This window comes from Providencia sp. wls1914 (genome assembly GCF_009706645.1).
GTDB classification, from domain to species: domain Bacteria; phylum Pseudomonadota; class Gammaproteobacteria; order Enterobacterales; family Enterobacteriaceae; genus Providencia; species Providencia zhijiangensis.
Genome location: NZ_WLUN01000016.1, coordinates 884,772 through 908,487, shown reverse-complemented (window position 1 = coordinate 908,487; position 23,716 = coordinate 884,772). Strand labels below are relative to the sequence as shown.

14 protein-coding genes, 1 tRNA gene and 3 pseudogenes are annotated in these 23,716 nt (G+C 40.4%); 11 read left to right on the top strand and 7 right to left on the bottom strand.

The genetic code is table 11. From position 1 onward, the window contains the following. Window positions 1–307: 307 nt before the first annotated feature. A tRNA-Asn gene (locus tag GKR74_RS15080) sits at window positions 308–383 on the bottom strand. Between the two features lie 136 nt (window positions 384–519). Further along, window positions 520–1,023 (bottom strand): YlaC family protein, encoded by a 504-nt coding sequence (locus GKR74_RS15075; protein ID WP_154604190.1) that lies wholly within the window; start codon window positions 1,021–1,023, stop codon window positions 520–522. A gap of 479 nt (window positions 1,024–1,502) precedes the next feature. Here GKR74_RS15075 and cspE point away from each other — a divergent pair, with 479 nt between their 5' ends. Continuing rightward, window positions 1,503–1,715, top strand: a complete 213-nt coding sequence (gene cspE / locus GKR74_RS15070; RefSeq protein ID WP_004909801.1) for a transcription antiterminator/RNA stability regulator CspE — start codon at window positions 1,503–1,505, stop codon at window positions 1,713–1,715. A 142-nt stretch (window positions 1,716–1,857) separates the two neighbouring features. Here the strand turns inward: cspE and GKR74_RS18050 are convergent, their stop codons facing one another. After that, window positions 1,858–1,986, bottom strand: coding sequence for a hypothetical protein (locus GKR74_RS18050; RefSeq protein WP_255453821.1), 129 nt, complete (start codon window positions 1,984–1,986; stop codon window positions 1,858–1,860). Window positions 1,987–2,201: 215 nt separating this feature from the next. Between GKR74_RS18050 and GKR74_RS15065 the strand changes: the two are divergent. Together GKR74_RS15065 and mgtA are read left to right on the top strand one after the other, a co-directional pair. Further along, a pseudogene (locus GKR74_RS15065) lies at window positions 2,202–2,894 on the top strand (MgtC family protein); the annotation flags it as partial. Between the two features lie 152 nt (window positions 2,895–3,046). Then, window positions 3,047–5,749, top strand: coding sequence for a magnesium-translocating P-type ATPase (mgtA, locus tag GKR74_RS15060; protein WP_154604189.1), 2,703 nt, complete (start codon window positions 3,047–3,049; stop codon window positions 5,747–5,749). Window positions 5,750–5,841: 92 nt separating this feature from the next. Here the strand turns inward: mgtA and GKR74_RS15055 are convergent, their stop codons facing one another. Continuing rightward, a complete protein-coding gene (locus tag GKR74_RS15055) occupies window positions 5,842–6,153 on the bottom strand; it encodes a DUF5339 domain-containing protein (RefSeq protein ID WP_006657479.1) in 312 nt (103 codons plus the stop codon). A 1,025-nt stretch (window positions 6,154–7,178) separates the two neighbouring features. Between GKR74_RS15055 and fliZ the strand changes: the two genes are divergently transcribed. Then, window positions 7,179–7,691: a flagella biosynthesis regulatory protein FliZ gene (fliZ, locus tag GKR74_RS15050; protein WP_132494631.1), complete on the top strand. Its 513-nt coding sequence runs from the start codon at window positions 7,179–7,181 to the stop codon at window positions 7,689–7,691. Window positions 7,692–8,071: 380 nt separating this feature from the next. Here fliZ and putA read toward each other — a convergent pair whose 3' ends face one another. Then, window positions 8,072–12,055, bottom strand: coding sequence for a trifunctional transcriptional regulator/proline dehydrogenase/L-glutamate gamma-semialdehyde dehydrogenase (putA, locus tag GKR74_RS15045; protein WP_154604188.1), 3,984 nt, complete (start codon window positions 12,053–12,055; stop codon window positions 8,072–8,074). 493 nt (window positions 12,056–12,548) lie between these two features. On the opposite strand from putA, the gene putP reads away from it, so the two are divergent. Continuing rightward, window positions 12,549–14,033, top strand: coding sequence for a sodium/proline symporter PutP (putP, locus tag GKR74_RS15040; RefSeq protein WP_154604187.1), 1,485 nt, complete (start codon window positions 12,549–12,551; stop codon window positions 14,031–14,033). 109 nt (window positions 14,034–14,142) lie between these two features. Here putP and cycA read toward each other — a convergent pair whose 3' ends face one another. Next, a complete protein-coding gene (gene cycA / locus GKR74_RS15035) occupies window positions 14,143–15,543 on the bottom strand; it encodes a D-serine/D-alanine/glycine transporter (protein WP_154604186.1) in 1,401 nt (466 codons plus the stop codon). A gap of 350 nt (window positions 15,544–15,893) precedes the next feature. Continuing rightward, window positions 15,894–16,325: a hypothetical protein gene (locus GKR74_RS15030; protein WP_154604185.1), complete on the bottom strand. Its 432-nt coding sequence runs from the start codon at window positions 16,323–16,325 to the stop codon at window positions 15,894–15,896. 1,629 nt (window positions 16,326–17,954) lie between these two features. On the opposite strand from GKR74_RS15030, the pseudogene flhD reads away from it, so the two are divergent. From flhD to cheW, 6 genes and pseudogenes are all read left to right on the top strand, one after another. Next, window positions 17,955–18,314 (top strand): annotated as a pseudogene (gene flhD, locus GKR74_RS15025) (flagellar transcriptional regulator FlhD). Continuing rightward, a complete protein-coding gene (flhC, locus tag GKR74_RS15020; protein WP_154604184.1) occupies window positions 18,302–18,892 on the top strand; it encodes a flagellar transcriptional regulator FlhC in 591 nt (196 codons plus the stop codon). The pseudogene flhD and the gene flhC overlap by 13 nt, the downstream one beginning before the upstream one ends. A gap of 96 nt (window positions 18,893–18,988) precedes the next feature. Then, window positions 18,989–19,876, top strand: coding sequence for a flagellar motor stator protein MotA (gene motA, locus GKR74_RS15015; protein ID WP_181478378.1), 888 nt, complete (start codon window positions 18,989–18,991; stop codon window positions 19,874–19,876). 6 nt (window positions 19,877–19,882) lie between these two features. Further along, window positions 19,883–20,833 (top strand): annotated as a pseudogene (gene motB, locus GKR74_RS15010) (flagellar motor protein MotB). 77 nt (window positions 20,834–20,910) lie between these two features. Further along, window positions 20,911–23,115 carry a chemotaxis protein CheA gene (gene cheA / locus GKR74_RS15005; RefSeq protein WP_154604182.1) on the top strand — a complete coding sequence of 735 codons (2,205 nt, stop codon included), beginning with the start codon at window positions 20,911–20,913 and terminating at the stop codon, window positions 23,113–23,115. Window positions 23,116–23,131: 16 nt separating this feature from the next. Then, entirely contained in the window at window positions 23,132–23,629 is a 498-nt protein-coding gene (gene cheW, locus GKR74_RS15000) for a chemotaxis protein CheW (RefSeq protein WP_006662059.1), read from the top strand. The last annotated feature ends 87 nt before the right edge of the window (window positions 23,630–23,716 follow it).

Genomic DNA, 23,716 nt, shown 5'->3' with positions numbered 1-23,716 from the left:
GAGGCGCATATTACCCACCGCGTACTCAGTTGTAAAGCATAAAATTAAAAAAAATGTTCAATAGGCTGTTAAATAAACAAGTTGGTGATTATTTATGCCTTATCAATAGGGTTTCAGGGATTTACCCGTTGTTTTAAGCAGAACTGCTAAGATGTGAATAGCGAGCAAGCAATAGGGATTATTCTATTAATGAATAGGACAGGAATAAATAAAAGTGGCTGGGAATAGGGTGAGTGTGCATGAAATGGTTAAAGGGACTAGAAAGCAAAAAGCCCGCAAGAATTAATCTTAGCGGGCTTTTTAAATTTGGCTCCTCCAGCTGGACTTGAACCAGCGACATACGGATTAACAGTCCGCCGTTCTACCGACTGAACTATGGAGGAATTGGGTTGTTCCTGAGAACGAGGCGAATATTAACGATATCACCTCGGCCTGTCAACGATAAAAATAGAAAATAAATCTAATTGCTCACTCACTACTCATTACGAATAAAAACTACGCTATATTATTGATAATGTTTTAATTTTGAGCAGCTAAAGTAACTTGTGTTGGCAAAGAAACCTCTGGGTATGCAATATGGTAAATATCGTAAAAGGAAATATTACCCTTTAATGCTAATAAACGAGAAATTTCTTGCTTGATAGCTGAGCTGACTTCTTGAGATTCAAGAACTTTATTTAAAGCATCTTCAGATACGATTTCAGTGACAAACCATTCGCCGTTATAGCAAACGCGCAAATCAAGCACGCCAATGTCTTCAAAATGGTAAACAGGCTTAATGTCAAACAACAGAACGCTAGCAAGTATAATGAATAAGAGGGTTATACCGAGCGTCCAATAAGGGCCAAAGTAGGGTGCGTACCATAAGATCACGGCAAGCGGTAAATAGGCTGCAATCATGCCAATACATAAATAAGGATGATTGGCGAGAAATTGGCTATTAAAGTAAGGTTTGCCATCACGTTGTTCACGCTGATTAATGGCATCTAAATCATCTATAAGTATTTGTTTGATAATATCCATGGTAAGTGACTCTCTGTCAGATATCTATACTAGGAGGGTATCACGGAGGGAATGAATTGTTATATATCAGTTAAAAAAAATATTTAACTGGATTGTCATCATCTGGGATTAATCCTGTCGACTTTTGAGGCTTGAAGAGGGTTTTATTTAAAAAAATCTTTAAAATATCAATAAAATGCAGCTTTTTTGTTAACATAATCCCGCCTAAAAGTGACGAAATCGAAAAAACATCAATATTTTCGGGATTGAATGTATAAAATAGTTGCTATTATCTCAAAGTCATGAGTTAATGTGCATCGGCCTGTTTAGCAGTCCTATTTGATGTATGATTACTGAGTTAGTGTGTTCTAAAGAAAAAAGTTATCACAGATAGCCTTTTACCGTGACGCTTCATCTTGGTGTTTCCCTGATTAAATAGCTGACTCTGGCCCATATATGCCAAAAGGCAAGTTTTTTTGATGTTATATAGGAAAAGTCAAATGTCCGACAAAATGAAAGGTCAAGTTAAGTGGTTCAACGAGTCTAAAGGCTTCGGTTTCATCACTCCAGCTGATGGTAGCAAAGACGTTTTCGTCCACTTCTCTGCCATTCAGGGCAATGGTTTCAAAACTCTGGCAGAAGGCCAGCAAGTTGAATTCACCATTGAAAACGGTGCAAAAGGCCCAGCAGCTGCTAACGTAACTGCTATCTAAGCTAATTGCTTAACTGATTTTCTAAAGCCCGTCCTTTTTAAGGACGGGCTTTTTCATTTCTGAAAATTAAAAAATATAGTGTAAAAATAATTAACATTTAAATCTTTACTTAATAATTAGCCGCATCTATACTCAGCTCACATTAACCTATTGGAGATAAATTACTTGGACAGTCAGAGTTGTAATAAAAACTTAATTTAATTGGCAAGTAATTAATAATCTCTTCTATTAACTGCTTGCCACTACGGCGGGCGGTGTCTGATGTTTCCATCACTCATACTCCCTGATTTATATAAGAAATTTTCATTTTTTGAATGAAATAATCACTGTTGCAGTGAGTGTGTATCATGCAAGTTTATATTTATTCTCTATTCCCTCCGGGCAATAGCCATTAATTACTGAATATTTATTTATTTATTCAGCAATTTGGCATGGGCTTTTATTCTGCTCATTAATTGTTATCCATTATTTGATGGAGGGATCATTATGTTTTTCACACCGGATATATTAAATCTTTTATCTGCAATGTGCCTTGGTGCATTAATTGGCGCAGAGCGTCAATGGCGCCAAAGAATGGCGGGATTGCGTACGAATGCATTGGTTGCAACGGGAGCAGCTGTATTTATTTTGAGTTCAGTGACGACTTCACCAGATAGCCCAGGGAGAATTGCTGCACAAATTGTGTCAGGGATTGGCTTCTTAGGTGCTGGAGTGATCATGCGTGAAGGCATGAATATTCGAGGTCTGAATACTGCCGCAACACTATGGTGTTCAGCAGGGATTGGTGTGTTATGCGGGTTAGGGCAATACTCACTAGCCACAATAGCTACATTATTGATTTTATGTGCAAACATTCTATTGCGAGAAGCTGCAGCAAAAATTAATCGCCAGCCGCAACAGCAGGCATTAGATGTTGAACAACGCTATAAAATACGGGTGATGTGTCACCAAGGTGATGAAATCCTTGTTAGAACGTTGATTTTACAAGCCATTAATGGGCTGCATATTCGCTTACAGTCATTGAGTAGCGCAGATACATTGAAACCAGAACAACTGGAGGTGTGTGCAGAGTTTCTTGCCACTCCAGTAGAGCAAAAAGAGATAGAAGCATTGGTTTGCCGGATTAGTCTTGAGCAAAGTGTCAGTGCTATCAATTGGAAAGTGGCATCTGAGCTACCCGCTTGATTGCTAAAAATTAACTGATTAAAGGAGCCGAAATGGACGAGCACCCCCCGTCTTGGAGATATAAACAGGAGCTATCTGGCTAAAATACAATATTTTCAGTCAGATAGCGTTTAAAAAGTACAACTGTACTCTATAGAGATAACGTTATGACTGAAATAAGGCATCAGCGCAAAGGCGCAAAAGCCCCTGCACGCCAAAAATTCATTGTTGGTGAACAAGCGAGCAAAAACATTGAGCAGGTTCTCAATGAATATCAAACTAACCTTTTGGGCTTATCTGAGAATGAAGCTCTCGACCGCCTAGTGGTAGAAGGTGAAAATGAAGTTGCTCATGAAAAAGCGCCTCCTGCTTGGAAGCAATTACTCACTTCTTTTAAAAATCCATTTATTTTTGTTTTGATGATCCTCGCGATTGTGAGTTTCTTTACTGACTACGTGATCCCTGAGCGTCAAGGTGAAGAGACTGATTTAACAGGCGTTATCATCATTGTCACGATGGTTGTATTAAGCGGATTGCTACGTTTTTGGCAAGAATATCGAACCAATAAAGCGGCAGAAGCCTTGAAATCGTTGGTTAGAACCACGGCTACTGTATTCCGCCGCGATGATAGAACCGGACGTTCTATTCGTAAGGAAGTACCGATCAAATGCTTAGTACCAGGGGATATCGTTTTATTATCGGCAGGGGATATGGTTCCCGCGGATTTAAAACTAGTGGAATCTCGAGATCTATTTATCAGCCAAGCCATTTTAACGGGGGAATCTATCCCAGTTGAAAAATATGACACTCTCGCAAATGTGTCTGCAAAAAGCTTGGAGCCCGCATCACCGACAGAAAATGAATTACTTGAAATTTCAAATATCTGTTTGATGGGCACCAATGTGACAAGTGGGACGGCGAGAGGCATTGTGGTTGCAACGGGGAGCAAAACGTACTTAGGTTCGCTGGCCAAATCGATTGTTGGAACTCGAGCTCAAACTGCTTTTGATCGCGGTGTGAATAGTGTGAGTTGGTTGCTAATCCGCTTTATGCTGGTAATGGTGCCGATTGTCTTATTAATCAATGGATTCACTAAAGGTGATTGGTTTGAGGCAACACTATTTTCACTGGCTGTTGCGGTGGGATTAACTCCTGAAATGTTACCGATGATTGTGAGCTCGAACCTTGCAAAAGGGGCGATAGCCATGTCTAAGCATAAGGTTATCGTTAAACGGCTCAATGCGATTCAGAACTTTGGTGCGATGGATGTACTCTGTACGGATAAAACAGGAACGCTAACGCAAGATCGCATCATTTTAGAGCATTATCTCGACAGTAATGGGCAAAAAGATAGTCGAATTTTGCAATTGGCGTGGTTGAATAGTTTCCATCAAAGTGGTGCCAAAAACATGATGGATCAGGCAATTATTCGACGTGGCCGTGGCAATGATAAGGTCGAGCAGTTGAAGGCTTATCAAAAAATTGATGAACTACCGTTTGATTTTATTCGCCGAAAATTATCGGTCACAGTAAAAACCCCTGAAGGTGATGCTTTATTGATCTGTAAAGGGGCAGCGGAAGAGATGTTGGCTGTTTGTCATAGTTATCAGCATGATGGACATACCACCTTATTAGATGATCAAGCTAAAGCTAGGATTGCTGAGCTAGTCAGTGACTATAATAAACAGGGTTTCCGGGTATTACTGCTGGCAACGCGTTCATTAAATGATGCAGAAGCTTTGTTACCGTTATCAGCTCAAGCAGAGCAACAGCTTGAGTTACAAGGTATTCTTACATTTTTAGACCCTGCAAAAGAGAGTGCAATTTCGGCTATTGCTGCACTAAGAGAAAATGGTGTGATGGTCAAAGTGCTTACTGGCGATAATGCCGTGATCACTGAAAAAATTTGCCATGATGTAGGTTTGAATATTGATGAGATTATGACGGGTCTTGAAGTCGAGGCGATGAATGATGAGGAGCTGAAAACAAAAGTTGAACAAGTTTCCGTTTTCTGCAAATTAACCCCACTGCAAAAATCTCGGATCCTAAAATTACTACAAGCAAATGGGCATACGGTTGGTTTTCTGGGGGATGGGATCAATGATGCGCCGGCTTTACGGGATGCTGATGTCGGTATATCCGTGGATACAGGCACCGATATTGCGAAAGAATCTGCGGATATTATTCTGCTAGAAAAAGATTTAATGGTATTAGAACAAGGCGTTATCAAAGGAAGAGAAACGTTTGGGAATATTATTAAGTATTTAAATATGACCGCAAGCTCTAACTTTGGAAATGTGTTTTCCGTTCTGATTGCGAGTGCATTTATTCCGTTCTTACCGATGTTAGCTATTCATTTACTCGTTCAAAACCTGCTGTACGATATGTCCCAACTCGCATTACCGTGGGACAAAATGGACAAAGAGTTTTTAAAACGTCCACGTAAATGGGATGCGAAAAATATTGGGCGCTTTATGATTTGGATTGGTCCAACATCGTCCATTTTTGACATCACGACATTCGCCTTAATGTGGTATGTGTTCCAAGCTAATAGTATCGCCCATGAAGCGCTATTCCAATCCGGTTGGTTTGTTGAGGGATTACTGTCGCAAACCTTGGTTGTTCATATGTTACGGACACAAAAAATCCCATTCATTCAAAGTACGGCTGCGTTACCCGTGTTACTGACAACAGGGATCATTATGGCTCTTGGGCTTTATATTCCGTTCTCATCATTTGGTTCGATGATTGGCTTGCAGCCTTTGCCAATGGAATATTTCCCTTGGTTAGTACTGACATTAGTGAGTTATTGCTTTGTCGCACAAGGTATGAAGCACATCTATATTAAACGCTTTGGAACGTGGTTATAACCTGATTGGGTTACGTGACTTGAGCGGAATCTATCGCTTTAAGTTAAATAAAAAAGAGCCATATAGGCTCTTTTTTTACAGAATAGGAAGGCTTATTGCAGACCTAAAGCTGTTTTCATTTGTTTCATCGCATCAATGCCTTGCTGGCAAGCTTGATCTTGTTGGTCTTTAGGTAAAGCAGCAACTTGTTTTTTACCTTCTTCTAACTGACCTTTCATCGCATCTAATTGAGCTTTGGCTTGTGGGTTCTCAGAAGCTTTAGCAATTAAGCTATCAACTTCAGCAAAGTAAGCGTTACAGGTTTCAGTTGCACCAGCAACTTGACCTTTTTTCTCTTCTTCTGAGCACGCAGTGATTGTTAATGCCAATAAACCCAGTCCACAAGCTAAAATCATCTTTTTCATAATCAACCTTATTAAAATTATTTATATATAAAGCAAATTAAGTATATAAGAGGATCTTCTTTTATCAATGTAACAAATCCTAAAAAGGGAATTGATAATCAATTCAAATGATTAATCTCTACTATGAAAATTTATGCTTTATAAATGACTTTTGTAGTGATAATTATCTATCATATTTTTTGTTAGCCTATTATGACGAATGGAAAATAAAGATAGATTATTATTAATTAGTATAAATACGTAATTGACACTGAGTTCACATATTCATGAAATAAGAATAACAGCATAAAGTATCAAGTGAGTGGCAAACTGTTTTGTAAAAAATACGTTAAGTAAAAGTAACTAAAGATTGTCTGTAATAAGAGAAAATTAAACTCCTTATAACTTTTCTAATGATGTTAATAACTTTTTTTCATATGCAGTAAAAATAATTAAAATTGAGAATTGGTGTAAAAAATAATTTACATTATACGTATAAAACTAGATTATCGAATATTTATAGAATTAATGGCTGTACATTTAAAATGCGATTATAGAAGTGAAAGGTGAGCTGTATCACAAATTTATTAATAAAATGCTTTTCACTATATAATATTGATTTTTAAATTAAATTTCCTTTGAACCATTAGGGGGTTATCAGGTAAAGTCTCTGCCTCCAAGGGTGTCCCCCTTTCGAATCTTGGTTTTTTTAAGTGATAAAACTTTGCTATTTAGGTTAACAACGATTAGGTTCGTTAGGTTGACGCTAGGTCAAATTTACGTGCAAAATTACTCTCATAAGAAATTCGCCAAAGTGTTTTAGACAGGTTAGAATGCTTCGGACAAAGGGAAATAAATTTTCTTACATTACATTCCCAGAAGGATCCACCTTACAAAGGGAAAGTAAGAAAATGAGATAAGGCAATTACGCTTATCTCGATATGCAACATAGCAGACAATCATTAATGCTATGGGCATGGTATGTATGTAACCGGATTTATCTTGTTACTTTTTATTTTTATAATTACACACAGAGCTTTACCATTATGTCTGCTTCTATTGTAAAGAAACGGCCGTTAAGTCGTTATATTAAAGATTTTAAACACAGCCAAACTCATTGTGCACACTGTAATAAAACTCTTGATCGTATCTCCCTCGTTTTCAACGATGGTATCTTGAATAAAGAAGCTATCGCTGACATGACCGATTTGGTTGATGAAGCGGCTTGGGGCGAACTTCAAGGGCAATTTACAGCACTTTGTCGTTTTTGTAGTGAAATTTTCTGTAATAGCAATACAGACTATTTCGATATTATGTCTTTTAAACAGTATTTGTTCTTACAGACAGAAATGAGTCATAGCACCGTCCGCGAGTACGTTGTTCGTCTGCGCCGCTTAGATGAACTGCTGTCATCCTCTAACTTTTCAATGAAAGACTTTACCGCAAGTAAAGTTCAAGAACAGTTGAGCGATAAAATGACTGATTCAGCATTTAGCAACTACAATATTGCACTACGTAAATATGAGCAGTATTTAAGCTGGCAGTCAGAAAAAAACTAATAATATTTTAAGTTAATAAAAATAGTTAGTTATACGATTATTTTTAATACTAAAATAGGCAAATAGGTGTCCAATAGGGCACCTTTTTTTATTTTTGAATAATAGTCAGTATAAATGATATAAATTGAACAGATTTAGAATTAAATTTCATCAGCTGTTATAGCTAATGCTTAATATATAATAATAAAAATTAATGGGAACTATTTAATTAAATTTATAGATAAATAAGGATGACAAAAAACAAAAAAGGCAGTGAATATTTGGACTTAATGAAAAAGGAATAGAATATTATGAATGTAGTTCAAGAGTTTATAGTGAGGGGAGAGCCTGAGTTAATCAACCTATATTATACTGGGCTGAAAAACTCAGGCTTTTGCATATTATCCGATAGTCATTAAGCTTGCATTACCACCCGCTGCGGCAGTATTCACACTTAAAGAACGTTCATGCACTAAGCGTTCAATGAGCAAGTTAGTTTCACCACGCTCAAAGCCTTGGACTGAAATAATCGGCCCTTTGCGTTTGGCAACAGCTTCACAAACGTGTTTTAGTTGATCGCAATCTCCGTGATAAATCACACCTTCAATTGGCTCCACTGTGTTTTGCCAATCTTTGGTGAATGATATAGTTTTGCGGACTTTTTCTGGCAGTGATTTAAATAGCTTCTGATGCAGTTCACTATTTTCCCACAGTGTTTGGCAACCACTTGCGAGCACGGCAGATAACTGAGTCAAACAATCACGTTCATTATCGCTAAGGCATAAAATAGTGCCGCGTGGACGCAAGGTATAGGTGTTCTTTTCACCTGTTGGTCCCGGTAATAAACGCGTAGTACCGGCTTGCGTTAAACGTGCAAATTGTTCAATCACGGCTTGTTCAACATCAATATTCTGTTTTTGTACCCATGCAGAGAAAGCTTCAAATGGAGCGAGTAACTCAGCGCGAGCACTTGCATCCATTGGTAAATGGCTATCTTGCTGCTCCAGTGTTTGGCAAACAGCATTCTCAGGACGCTCGCTTAATAAACGGTAGAGATAAAGCGGCCCACCGGCTTTAGGTCCGGTACCTGAAAGTCCTTCACCACCAAATGGTTGTACACCGACAACAGCACCGACCATATTGCGGTTAACATATAAGTTGCCCACTTTCGCTTTAGCGACCACTTGGTTGATGGTTTCATCAATGCGGGTATGAACACCTAATGTTAACCCATAACCAGCGGCATTGATTTGGTCAACTAATTGCTCTAACTCATCACGCTTGAAGCGAACAACATGCAGAACTGGTCCGAAAATTTCTTTTTTCAACTCACCAATACTATCTAACTCAATCAGAGTTGGCTTAACGTAGGTTCCTTCGGCTTGTTCTTGCTGATCTTGGCTGTCCGCAAAGACGGCTTGGAAAACGGTTTTGCCTTTACTGCGCATTTGTTGAATATGTTGGTCAATATTCTCTTTGGCTTCACTATCAATGACAGGACCAATATCGGTGGAGATGTGTTCAGGATTCCCCATCCGGCACTCTTCCATTGCACCTTTCAACATGCGAATTGTTCGGTCAGCGACATCTTCTTGAACACAAAGAATACGCAATGCGGAGCAGCGTTGACCAGCACTGTCGAATGCAGAGGCGACGACATCGGTGACAACTTGCTCAGTGAGTGCTGAAGAATCAACAATCATCGCATTTAATCCGCCAGTTTCTGCAATCAGTGGCGTTGGGCGGCCTTGAGCATCTAAGCGACCCGCAATATTACGCTGCAATAAGCCCGCTACTTCGGTTGAACCAGTGAACATCACGCCACGAACGCGCTGATCGCCAACCAATTTTGCTCCGATAGTTTCACCTTTACCCGGTAAAAATTGCAGAACATCACGCGGAATGCCCGCTTGGTGCATAATGGATACCGCGATAGCACCAATTAATGGTGTTTGTTCCGCAGGTTTAGCTAGCACAGTGTTACCTGCGGCTAATGCCGCTGCGATTTGTCCAGAGAAAATGGCTAATGGGAAGTTCCATGGGCTGATACAAACAACAGGGCCAAGAGGGCGGTGGGTGTTATTATCAAAATCTTCACGGACTTGAGTAGCGTAATAGTTTAAAAAATCAACCGCTTCACGCACTTCAGCAATCGCATTGGCGTAAGTTTTCCCAGCTTCACGCACCAGCACATCCAATAATGTCTGCAACTGTTGCTCCATAATATCGGCAGCACGTAACAGGATAGCTGCACGTTCAGATGGTGGTGTTGCAAACCAAATCGCACCTGCATCAGTGGCGATATTCAGCGCATGTTCAGCTTCTTGTTCGCTGGCTTCACGCACTTTACCCACGATATCGCGATGGCAGGCTGGGTTGATAATTGCGACGGCTTCAGGTAGCGCTTGTTGTGCCACAAATTCGCCACCCAATAGTGGCTCTGCGATTTTCTCTTGCGCCGCGGCATTGAGTAATGCGCTCGAGAGTGATGCTAAGCGGTGTTCGTTAGATAAATCTAAACCCATTGAGTTAACACGGCGAGTTCCATACAGGTCACGCGGTAATGGAATTTTAGGGTGTGGTAAGCCAATTTGCCCTTCAGTTTTAGATAGCTCACGAACGTCTTTAACCGGATCAGCAACCAACTCATCTAATGGGATCGTGGCATCCGCAATTCGGTTAACAAACGAAGTGTTTGCCCCGTTCTCTAAGAGGCGGCGAACTAAGTAAGCCAATAATGTTTCGTGGGTACCGACTGGGGCATAAATGCGACATGGTCGGTTGAGTTTACCGTCTGCCACTTTACCAACGACTTGTTCATATAATGGTTCACCCATGCCATGTAGGCATTGGAATTCATATTGACCAGGGTAGTAGTTTTTACCTGCAATTTGGTAGATAGCCGATAATGTATGTGCGTTATGCGTCGCAAATTGTGGGTAAATTAAGTTAGGTACGGACAGTAATTTACGCGCGCAAGCAATATAAGAAACGTCGGTATACACTTTGCGGGTATAAACTGGATAACCTTCTAGGCCGTCAATTTGCGCACGTTTAATTTCGCTATCCCAATAAGCGCCTTTTACAAGACGGATCATCAGGCGGCGTTGGCTGCGTTCGGCTAAATTGATAATTGAGTCGATAACAAATGGGCAGCGTTTTTGGTAAGCCTGAATGACAAAACCAATACCGTTCCAGCCAGCCAATTTCGGTTCAAAACACAATTTTTCGAGTAAATCTAACGAAATTTCTAAGCGGTCAGCTTCTTCAGCATCAATGTTGATGCCAACATCGTATTGGTGAGCTTGCAAGACTAAAGAGAGTAAGCGCGGATACAGTTCTTCCATCACGCGCTCGTATTGCGCGCGACTATAGCGCGGATGCAGGGCGGATAATTTTATGGAAATACCCGGCCCTTCATAGATCCCGCGTCCATTCGAGGCTTTACCAATTGCGTGGATCGCTTGTTGGTAAGAGACCATATAATCTTGGGCATCTTTCTCGGTTAATGCGGCTTCACCCAGCATATCGTAGGAGTAGCGGAAACCTTTATCTTCTAATTTACGTGCGTTGGCAAGGGCTTGGGCGATGGTTTCGCCGGTGACAAATTGTTCACCCATCAAGCGCATTGCCATATCCACGCCTTTGCGTACCAGCGGCTCACCACTTTTGCTGATAATGCGATTTAGCGAGGAGGATAGTTTTGCTTCATTGTGGGTAGAGACTAATTTACCCGTAAATAAAAGCCCCCATGTTGCCGCGTTCACAAACATTGAGCTGCTTTGACCAACATGAGATTGCCAGTTACCTGTACTGATTTTGTCTCGGATCAGTGCATCGCGAGTGGCTTTATCGGGGATACGTAATAGTGCTTCGGCAAGGCACATTAATGCCACGCCTTCTTGAGAAGACAGGGAAAATTCTTGTAATAACCCTTGGACTAAGCCAGAGCGACCAACCCCATTTTTTTGATTACGTAATTTTTCCGCAATGGAGTAAGCCAATTTATGAGCCGCATCAGCTTGCTCAGGAGGCAGCTCTGCTTGTTGTAAAAGCATTGGTACAGCTTGAGTTTCAGGAATGCGGTACGCCGATGTAATTGCAGAGCGTTTCACCGATTGGGGCAAAATATGTTCAGCGAACTCAAGGAATGGCTGATAAAGGGTCTCAGGAGACGAAATTTCATCACCAGAATGCTGATCTTTTGTATCCAAAACCGTTGATAATTCAGGTATAATTTGGTTGTTATCGAGTTGCTCTAAATAATTATATATAGCTTGTTTAATAAGCCAATGGGATGTGCGATCAAGACGTTGAGCGGCGGCTTTAATGCGGTCACGAGTTTCTTCATCAAGTCTCACACCCATAGTTGTTGTGCTACTCATCTTAATTCCTTCCTTTTCACAGGTGTTAAATACCAAAAGTTACACACCATTATGATGATGTTGCAACTTTGTGCAACATTGTTAATGTGTCATGTGAAGAAAATGTGAAACAACTCTTATTTTTATGAGTAATTTATGAGGCTCATTGATTGGGTTTTTATAATTTACTTATAAATCAATGTGTTGATTTTTATTTAGGGATGATGGCAAGTTAAACGCTTAATTAAGAATTTGACTTAAAAGTTTAACATTTGTGATGTGTCTTTTATTTATTGAACAAAAAATAGTTAATTTCTTGTTAAAAGCATCTGAGTCTGTCTAGCATGATGTGGCAAAGTTATTGAGTTATTGCAACACAAACAATCACAACATAGATAAGGTGTGCATCAAAAAATGCAAAATTGTGCAATTAAGTGCAACACCTTGAGATTAAAAGTTATCAAAGAAAATTATAAAGATAACGACAAAATAGACGCACTATGGAGACGACAGGATGACTGTAAGCACTCCGATGATCATTATGTTCATCGTATATATCACGGGTATGTTATTGATCGGCTATTTAGCCTATCGCTCAACGAAAAACTTTGATGATTACATTTTAGGGGGACGAAGTTTAGGTAGTGTGGTAACCGCATTATCTGCAGGGGCTTCAGATATGAGTGGCTGGTTATTGATGGGGTTACCAGGCGCTATTTTCCTCGCTGGGATTTCTGAAAGCTGGATTGCAATTGGTTTATGTTTAGGGGCTTATTTAAACTGGTTGTTTGTTGCAGGGCGTTTACGTGTACAAACTGAAAAAAATAATAATGCCTTAACGCTGCCAGACTATTTCACAAGTCGTTTTGAAGATAATAGTAAGATTTTACGTATTATTTCTGCGGTTGTTATTTTAGTTTTCTTTACTATCTATTGTGCATCTGGGGTTGTCGCAGGGGGCTTGCTGTTTGAAAGCACCTTTAATATAAGTTACGACAAAGCTCTGTGGTTAGGAGCACTGGCGACCATTGCTTATACTTTCTTAGGTGGTTTCTTAGCGGTAAGCTGGACAGATACTGTTCAAGCATCGTTGATGATTTTTGCCCTGATCTTAACGCCAATTGTCGTGATTTTATCCCTCGGCGGGTTAGATACCTCGATTGAAGTGATTAAAGCGAAAAACCCTGAATATCTTGATATGTTTAAGGGCATGAACTTTGTTGCCATTCTGTCATTGCTAGGCTGGGGACTGGGTTATTTTGGTCAGCCTCATATTCTGGCGCGTTTTATGGCGGCAGATTCACATCGTACGATCCGTTCAGCACGCCGTATCAGTATGACATGGATGGCTCTTTGCTTAGGTGGAACGATTGCCGTTGGTTTCTTTGGTATCGCTTATTTTGAAAACAACCCTGCATTAGCAGGCTCTGTGATGAAAAATAACGAGCGTATTTTCATGGAATTAGCCGGATTACTGTTTAACCCATGGATTGCAGGTATCTTATTGTCTGCGATTTTGGCGGCGGTAATGAGTACATTAAGTTGCCAATTATTAGTGTGTGCCAGCGCATTAACCGAAGACTTATATAAGCCATTCTTCCGTAAATCAGCTAGCCAGAAAGAGCTAGTGTGGGTAGGGCGAGGAATGGTGCTGTTAGTGGCGGCGATCGCAATCTATATTGCCCAAGACCCAAATAACAAAGTCTTAGGATTGGTGAGTAACGCGTGGGCAGGTTTTGGTGCCGCGTTTGGTCCAGTCGTTTTACTCTCTGTTATGTGGAAACGTATGACACGTTCTGGGGCATTAGCAGGGATGATTGTCGGTGCGGTAACGGTATTAGTTTGGATGAAATTCAAATGGTTAGGTTTATATGAAATCATTCCAGGCTTTATTTTTGCGACCATCGCTATCATAGTTATCAGCTTGATAACTAAGGCGCCAAGTGCAGCAGCACAAGCCCGCTTTGATGAAGCAGAAGCTGAATACAATACAAAATAATTGATAGATTTAGATTTTATAGATAGGTCTAGTTATAGATAGTAAAAAGGCTGAAAGGGAAACCTTCCAGCCTTTTGTTTTGTTTGTTAATTGCGTATCCGTCAAATAATTAACGCGGTTTGCGGCGTTTGACGACTTGGTAGCCAATAAACAGAATAACAAACCACAGTGGCGTCGCAATTAAAGCTTGTCGGGTGTCATGTTGGAACGCGAGTAATACAACCATAAAAGCAAAGAAGGCAAGACTGACCCATGACATAAAAATACCCCAAGGCATCTTATAGCGAGATGCGGCATGTTTTTCTGGGCGATTCTTACGGAAATTCAGGTAGCTTAATAAAATCATACTCCAGATAAACATGAACAAAATCGCAGACACGGTTGTGACTAAGGTGAATGCATGCATGATATCGGGAATAAAGTAGATCAAAACAATACCGAAACTTAGGCAGATACAGGTGAAAATTAAGCCTGTTGCAGGTACCGCTTTTTTCGATAACTGACTAAATTGTTTCGGCGCATCTCCCTCTTTAGATAACCCAAACAGCATACGGCTAGTGGAGAAAACACCACTGTTTGCTGATGAAGCCGCAGAGGTAAGTACCACAAAGTTCACGATACTGGCAGCAGCTGGCAGGCTGATTAGCACGAACATTTCCACAAAAGGACTTTTGTCCGCCAAAATGGTGCGCCAAGGGGTAACGGCCATAATCACAATCAGGGATAATACATAGAAAGCAATGATCCTAATCGGGATAGCATTAATGGCTTTTGGTAGGGATTTTTCAGGATCACGAGTTTCTGCTGCTGCGGTTCCCACTAATTCAATTCCCACAAAGGCGAAAATCGCAATTTGGAATCCAGCAAAGAACCCACTGAGCCCCATTGGGAACATACCACCATCGTTCCAAATATTACTTAAAGAGGCCGTGTGTCCGGTCGGTGATTGGAAATTCATCGCAATCAACGTACCGCCGACGGCAATTAGCGTGACAATAGCGACAATTTTGATCATCGCGAACCAGAACTCCAGTTCACCAAACAGTCGAACAGAAACTAAGTTAAGCGTCAGTAGCGTGGCAACACAGATAAATGAAGTCACCCATTCCGGGAAATTAGGTACCCAGAAACTGACATACGAGGTGATCGCGATAATATCGGCTATTCCCGTGATCACCCAGCAAAACCAGTAAGTCCATCCCACAAAGAACCCTGCCCATGGACCGATTAAATCCGCAGAAAAATCACTGAACGATTTATAGTCTAGGTTGGAAAGCAGTAATTCCCCCATGGCTCGCATGACAAAAAACAGCACAAAGCCGATGATCATGTAGACAAAGATAATAGAGGGACCTGCAAGGGAGATGGTCTTTCCTGATCCCATAAATAGCCCTGTACCAATGGCTCCACCAATGGCAATTAACTGAATATGACGGTTACTGAGGCTACGTTTTAGTTGATTTCGGTCAGAAGATGGCCGAGAGGTGGTTGTCGTTGCATTTTCTTCCATATTGTTATTTATCCGATAGTCATTGTGATATTAGCCCACACTATTTTTTTAAGTTTGTGGCTGTGTTTGCTCGAAATATTGTGACATAAATCTCAATTAGAGTAAGAGAAAATTTACAAATGGCTGAGAGACCGCTGGTTTAACCAACGGATCTACCTAGGTCATTAACACTATTAACGAAAAATTAACCTAAAATTAAAAATAGCAGAATAAGTTGAAATGAACCAAATGCTTCATTCTAAATAATGACAGTTGTAGTGTGGGAAATGCATAAAGATGATGTAGCTCGTTTTTTAACTGAAAATATCACGGTTTTTCTTATTTTTAACAGTTATCTTTATTGGCTATTTCTAAATGATAGGGCTAACTGTCACTTTCACATCATATCCCACGACAAATAAGGCTTGTTCTAAGGTTTCAATTTTTGAAGCATATTGAAGGTCTAGTAGCCGTTCTATTTGTTGGGCACTGATATTGAGTGTTCGAGCAAGTTTGCTGCGCGAGGTTTGAGTTTCAAGAATGGCATTGTGCAGTGCGATTTTTAAGCAGCTCAATACCGGCAAATGAATAACAAACGCATCAGCGACTGAATTTTGGGGAAGAGGAATAGGGTTTCTTGATGTGATCAGCTCAGAAAGCGTGGCGAGCAATGTTTCTTGAGCTTCTAATTCGACATCTTCTGCGCAATAAGTCACACCTTGAATATCGGGGAAGTCACAAAAATTAATTTCGTATACACCTTCATCTTCGATAAATTCAACCGTTGCTAAATAATTAAACATAGTAAACCTCAAAAATTAGTTTCTTCATAAGATAAATAGTACAAAACGTCACAGAATAGACAATGAGTAGCATGTTAATAAAATGAAAAACGGATAGTGATAGTTTGTAGATTGAACATTTTTTACCACCTACAAGTCTGATTGGTTAAAGAATAGATGCGTTTCATAATGAAACAGTCATGTAAACCCATTACCTCTTTGTGAACCAAGTCTCAGTTTTAACAATATTTTATTCACCTCTTGTCCCAGTATCAATATGCCAATTTTACCCTTTTAGTCACCATATAATTTTTTAAATAAAACATATGAGAACGCATATGCATCCTAATTCGAATAAGCAGTTATACGTAATTTTGTCGTTGTGGTTAAGTAATTTGTTAAAATAAAAGTATATAGTAACATTCCGGTATCATCATTTTGAGTTACTAACTAGTAAATAAACAGCGATATGTACGCGGGGGTAATAAGTTAAATTACTTATTTACATAAGTCATATTTTCGATGCAGGGTAGTCGTATTTACACATATATGTAGTGAAATTGGATGACCGTCTTATTGTTTATAAATTCGCTAGCAGAATGGTGCTTAGTTTTTTTATTTTTTCCTTTTATCAATAACTCAGTGCGCTAACTAATGCTGTGGCTTGAATTTTTTATACAAAAAACAATAGCGAAATAGGTTAATCAAATGTTTGAAAAGTTAATTTAATTAAAATGAGTTTGTCATACAAAAATAACAATCTTGCTTATTAATATGGCAATACTCGATGAGAATTCATGACAATTTTATCTGAAATCTTTAATGGTATTGCCTGTGTATAAAATGGGCTTAATTAGAATTTTTAATGTTATTGTCATTGGTTAATAATAATACAGTTAAATTTAATTAATATAAACTTGCTGTGGAATAATAATATGTATGACAAATTTAACTTTAATCTAGTCGAGAAAAAATTGAATTAATTTGATTAAGATTTGTGGTTTTGATTAAACACATTGAAAAATAATGTTTAATTTTTATTCCTAAGTTACCGATATTACTAAGCCTTTAAACAAATTGCATTTTTGCGGGAGTAAGAAAGATTGATTTAGATCAATATGTAGGTTCTTTCGTTATGCTTGGTGTTTATTGCTTATAAATTCCCTCATATGGGTGAGTTTTTTACTTAAAATGCTAGTATTTGACTTAGGAAAAATCTAAATGTTGTGAATATTTGAGATAAGTAGGATTAAGATATAGTTGTAATAAAGAATTGCTAATATATAGATGGATAATTATCCCGATAGACCAAAAAGAAACATAAGTGTCTTGAATAGTTAATTTAGTGGTGCATAATAATTAACGGCTAATAATGAAATCGGTATATTCTGAGATTTACAAGAAATGCTAACTTTTTAGCCACTCGTTATTGTTGTAGGTAATCAGGAAATATATTTAATTTAAGTTTGAACCTGTGTGTTTATATACTCCAAACTGGGTATTTCAATGGACCTCATGGGATAGTAATGGACTACACTATCCAGCTTTAATTATTTTCATATTTAAAACTTTGGTTAACACATTCGGCTCAAATTGATATTTGTTCTTTCTGCATGCAGATGTTAATAATTATTCGAAAGGTATAAAAAAATGAGCTCTACCACTGATTTTCTGAAGCATATATACGATATTAATCTTTCATATTTGCTTTTAGCTCAAAAGCTTATCGCCCAGGAAAAAGCCACTGCCATGTTCCGTCTCGGAATTTCCGATTCGATGGCGAACACTTTAGCAGAACTTTCTTTACCTCAATTGGTTAAATTAGCGGAAACAAATCAGCTAATCTGTCAATTTAGATTTGAAAACAGCGACACGATTGAGAAGCTTACCCGAGATTCTCGAGTTGATGAATTGCAGCAAATTCATACGGGTATCCTCCTTTCGACCCGACTATTGCAAACGCATAATGAGTCCGATTCAGATATAGCGAGAAAAAGATGAGTAGCGTAGCTGAGAAAAGTATCGTCAAGGAAGCTAATGATATTCGTTTGGCAATGGAATTGATTTCGCTTGGGGCTCGCCTGCAGATGTTGGAAAGCGAAACTCAAATTAGTCGTGGACGCTTAGTGCGTTTATACAAAGAACTCAGAGGTTGCCCACCACCAAAAGGGATGCTCCCTTTTTCAACCGATTGGTTTATGACATGGGAACAAAATATTCACTCATCCATGTTCTATAACGCCTATCAATTTTTACTGCAAACCGGTCAATGCGAAGGGGTTGATGCTATTCTCAAAGCCTATCGACTCTACCTAGAGCAGTGTTCACCTAATGCAGGAGATGAGCCAATTTTGGCATTAACCCGAGCGTGGACATTAGTTCGTTTTGTGGAAAGTGGTATGTTGCAAAGCTCCGATTGCAATTGCTGTAGTGGTTCATTTATCACCTATGCCCACATTCCTGAAAATAGCTTTACGTGCAGCTTGTGCCAGCCTCCATCACGAGCAATAAAAAAACGTAAACTTTCCGAGCATCTCGCCGATATTACGGAATATCGACAAGATGGCATTACCAAAGCGGTAATGTAATTGGATTAATTTGGTTTACAGGCAATTTCATTGCCTGTCCTTCCTCATATTCCCTTTGACTGCCATCTGTTAACCAACGGAGTGAAAGGGAATACTGTGTTAATACTCATCGGATATATCATTGTTACAGCTGCCGTTATCGGTGGCTATGTCATGGTCGGTGGTCATCTTGGCGCGCTGTACCAACCAGCTGAATTTGTCATCATTTTAGGGGCTGGTTTAGGCGCATTTGTTGTGGGTAACAGTGGTAAAGCCATCGTTGCATTATGTAAAGTATTACCAAGACTCTTCCGTCGCTCTTCTTACAACAAAGCCATGTCAATGGACTTAATGGCTTTGTTATTTCAGCTTTTGAATAAATCTCGCCAACAAGGCCTACTTGCACTCGAAAAAGATATTGAAAACCCGCAAGAGAGTGAGATTTTCTCCCAGTATCCTCGCATTATCAAAGATCAAACTGCCATGATGTTTATCGTGGATTATCTACGTTTAATGGTGACGAGTAACCTGCAAGCGCATGAAATCGAAGCATTAATGGATGAAGAGCTAGAAACATTTCGTCAAGAAAACGAAGTACCAGCATCCGGTTTGAACATGGTGGGCGAATCCATGCCTGCGTTTGGGATCGTGGCGGCCGTTCTGGGGGTGGTAAATGCGCTAGCAGCTGCAGACCGACCAGCGGGTGAATTGGGCGCCTTGATTGCACATGCAATGGTAGGAACTTTCCTCGGTATTTTAGTGGCTTATGGTTTTATTTTACCACTGGCTAGTTTGATTCGTCAGCGCAGTAGCGAACAATTAAAAATGATGGAGTGCATTAAAGTTACTTTCCTCTCTTCGTTGCAAGGGTATGCGCCTCAAATTGCGGTTGAGTTTGGTCGTAAAGTCTTATTTAGCGTTGATAGACCATCATTCCTTGAGCTGGAAGATAAAGTCCGCGAAGTCAAAGTCGGTAATCGCGCAACAGAAACCACTGAGGAGTAATCGCTAATGGCAGCCAATGGCCCTCAAATTATTCGTGTTAAGAAAAAAGGCGGTCATCAGCAGCACGCCCACGGCGGTGCATGGAAAATCGCATACGCTGATTTTATGACTGCGATGATGGCATTCTTTCTGGTTATGTGGCTGATCTCCATCTCCAGTCCTCAAGAATTAACCAAGATAGCGGAGTATTTTCGTACTCCGCTCAGCACTGCCATCAACCCAGGAACGAAAAGCGGAGATGCCACTAACCCCATTCCCGGCGGTGGAAAAGATCCGATTTTTCGTGATGGCGACGTGATGCCAGAGCCAAATAACATCATTTCCGGTGATGCAAATTATCGCTTTGAAAAATTAAAAGAAAATCTTGAGCAAGCGATTTTACAAGACCCGCGTTTGAATGAATTAAAACCCCATTTGTTGATTGATATGATCAACGATGGTTTACGAATTCAAATCGTAGATAGCGCCAATCGCCCTATGTTTAAAGTAGGTTCTGCCACCGTTGAACCTTACATGCGCGATATTCTTCGCGCGATTGCACCACTACTCAATGATGTTCCGAATCGCATTAGTATTTCTGGACATACGGATGATTTGCCGTATGCCAGCGAAGCCTATTACAGCAACTGGGAACTCTCATCCGATAGAGCCAACGCTTCTCGCCGTGAGCTGATCATGGGGGGAATGGATGAGCGCAAAGTTTTACGCGTAGTGGGGATGGCTTCATCCATCCATCTAGACAAAGAAAACGGCTTAGCACCCGTCAACCGGCGGATCAGCATCATCGTATTGAATGAAGATGAAACAAATCAAATTTTACATGAATACGATGGCGCAACACCGATTAACGATGTGCTGAAAAAAGGCCCACAAGATGTGCCAATACCGGCAAACAGTGATGTCGTAACTGTGAAGGTGACAAAGTCACCCGATAAACAGTGATGACAAAAACCATAATCACCCGAATCTCACTACTGCCGGATTTATCCGGCAGTCAGTGTTAAGTGAAACTTAAGCGAAATTGGATAAAAAGCATGGATATTACCGAGTTTTATCAAACATTTTTCGATGAAGCCGATGAGTTGCTTAGGGATATGGAACAGCATTTGCTTGAGCTTGATCCTATTGACCCAGATAGCGAGCAGCTCAATGCCATATTCCGTAGTGCCCACTCAATTAAAGGTGGGGCGGCAACCTTTGGTTTCACTCATCTGCAAAATACCACACATACCTTAGAAAACTTGCTCGATAAGGCACGTCACGATGAGCTGACATTAACGCCAGATATTATTGACGTTTTCTTAGATGCAAAAGATGTGATGGTGTCCCAATTGGATGCCTATAAAAATGACTCATTACCAGATGATGAGTCATTCAAACGCATTTGTGATGTGCTCAAAAGTATTGAACATGATGTCAGCGAGATTGGCCCGGAAGAGGTTGCCGCGATTGTTAACGCGAGTACCAAAGAGACTGACGATGCTGTTGATGACAATGTTGTAGATGACGATGCTGCGACGGATGAGCCTTCCTCAGAAACCGCGATGCAAACTCATGCCTCATTGACAAATAACGAATTCTCTCATTATTTCATCATTACGTTGAACGGTCTGAAATCAACGGAAGTGGATGTATTAGCAGATGAATTAGGCTTATTCGGTAGCTTATTTGGCTCTGAAAAAAGTGATTCCAGCTTAAAAGCGTGGCTAGGAACCAATACGGATATCGACGATATCTGTGGTGTGCTGTGTTTCGTCGTGGATGAGTCTCAAATTCAGCATAGCGAAATCAGTTTTGAAGAGTGCCAACGTGCAACACAAGGTAGTAACCAGAAAAGTAAAGTTGCTGCAACCCTCGAAGAACTGGAAGCAACGGTGGAAGAGTTGGCGGCAATGGTTGAAACACCAACCGAGCCAGTTGAATCGCCTAAAGTGGCGGTTGCGGCACCGACACCTGTTACAGCGCCAACGCCATCATCTGTATCGTCATCCGCTGCCGCTAAAAAAGCAGCTACAGCGAAGCCCAAAGGGGATTCAAGCAGTATCCGTGTTGCCGTTGAAAAAGTTGACCAATTGATCAACTTAGTGGGCGAACTGGTGATCATCCAGTCAATGCTAACTCAGCATAGCCAACAAGTTGACCAAAACGAATATGCAGATTTACTCAGTTCTATCGTTCAATTAGAGCGTAACTCACGGGCTCTGCAAGAGTCAGTCATGTCTATTCGTATGATGCCGATGGATTATGTCTTCAGTCGCTTCCCTCGTATGGTGCGCGATATTGCCTCTAAACTGGGTAAGAAAATCGAACTGAAAGTGGAAGGTAGCTCAACTGAATTAGACAAGAGCCTTATCGAACGCATCGTCGATCCACTCAATCACCTTGTCCGTAACAGCCTCGATCATGGTATTGAAAAACCAGAAGTTCGTTTGGCAAATGGTAAGCCTGAAGCGGGAACATTGACGCTGTCTGCGGCGCATCAAAGCGGCAATATCTGCATCGAAGTACGCGATGATGGAGCCGGGCTAAACCGCGAACGAATTCTGGCTAAAGCTCGCTCTCAAGGCATGAATGTTCACGATGGCATGACCAATGACGAAGTTGCGATGTTGATCATGGCACCGGGCTTCTCAACCGCCGAAGTCGTGACTGATGTATCAGGCCGAGGTGTCGGAATGGACGTGGTTAAACGAAACATTCAAGACATGGGCGGGCGCATTCAAATCGGCTTCACGGAGGGTAAAGGCACCATTATTCGTATTTTACTGCCATTAACCTTAGCCATTCTTGATGGGATGTCAGTCAAAGTCTCTGACGATGTATTTATCGTTCCACTTAGCGCGATTATTAGCACATTACAGCCACGGCCAGAGGATATCTATCGCCTCGCAGGTGAAGAAAAAATGCTGCTCGTTCGCGGTGAATATTTACCACTGGTCGAATTGCATCACGTCTTTTCTATCGAAAACGCCGAACCAAATCTCGCCAATAGTATTGCGCTGATCATCCAAAATGCGGGGCATCGCTTTGCTTTATTGGTTGACAAGCTGGTGGGGCAGCAGCAGGTCGTGGTGAAAAACATCGAAAGTAATTATCGCAAAATTCCGGGAATTTCGGCTGCCACCATCATGGGCGATGGTTCTGTTTCGCTGATTTTAGACGTCGCAGAATTGCAGAGAATGAACAACAACATTTTGATTAATAAGAAACAGCCTGTTTCTCAACCAGTAATGCACTAAATAGAGGTTATATACCATGTCTATGTTAGATGACGATTTAAACAAGCTTGAAGAAGAAAAGAATGGCGAAGGCTACCTCATTTTTACGCTTGGTGAAGAAGAGTACGGAATCGAAATTTTAAAAGTGCAGGAAATTCGTGGTTATGAGCAAGTGACTCGTATCGCGAACACCCCTGACTTTATTAAAGGCGTCACCAACTTGCGTGGTGTCATTATTCCGATCATCGATCTGCGCATTAAGTTTTCCCATGAAAATGTGGTTTACAACGACAACACCGTTGTCATCGTTGTGAACTTAAAAGATCGTGTCGTGGGAATTGTGGTTGATGGTGTTTCTGATGTGCTAGTGCTGCATGAAGAACAAATTGCACCGCCGCCAGATTTCGCGGTGACATTATCCACTCAGTATCTGACCGGGTTAGGAACGGTAGGCGAACGTATGTTGATTCTGGTTGATATTGAAAAATTATTGACCAGTGAAGAGATGGCGTTAATCGACAATATCGCGGAATAACGTGTCATTAGATGCGTTAAATACGCTGATAATTTGCTCAAAAATGGTAAGCGTATGACTAAAGTTTTTGAGCAACTGTCCGATATC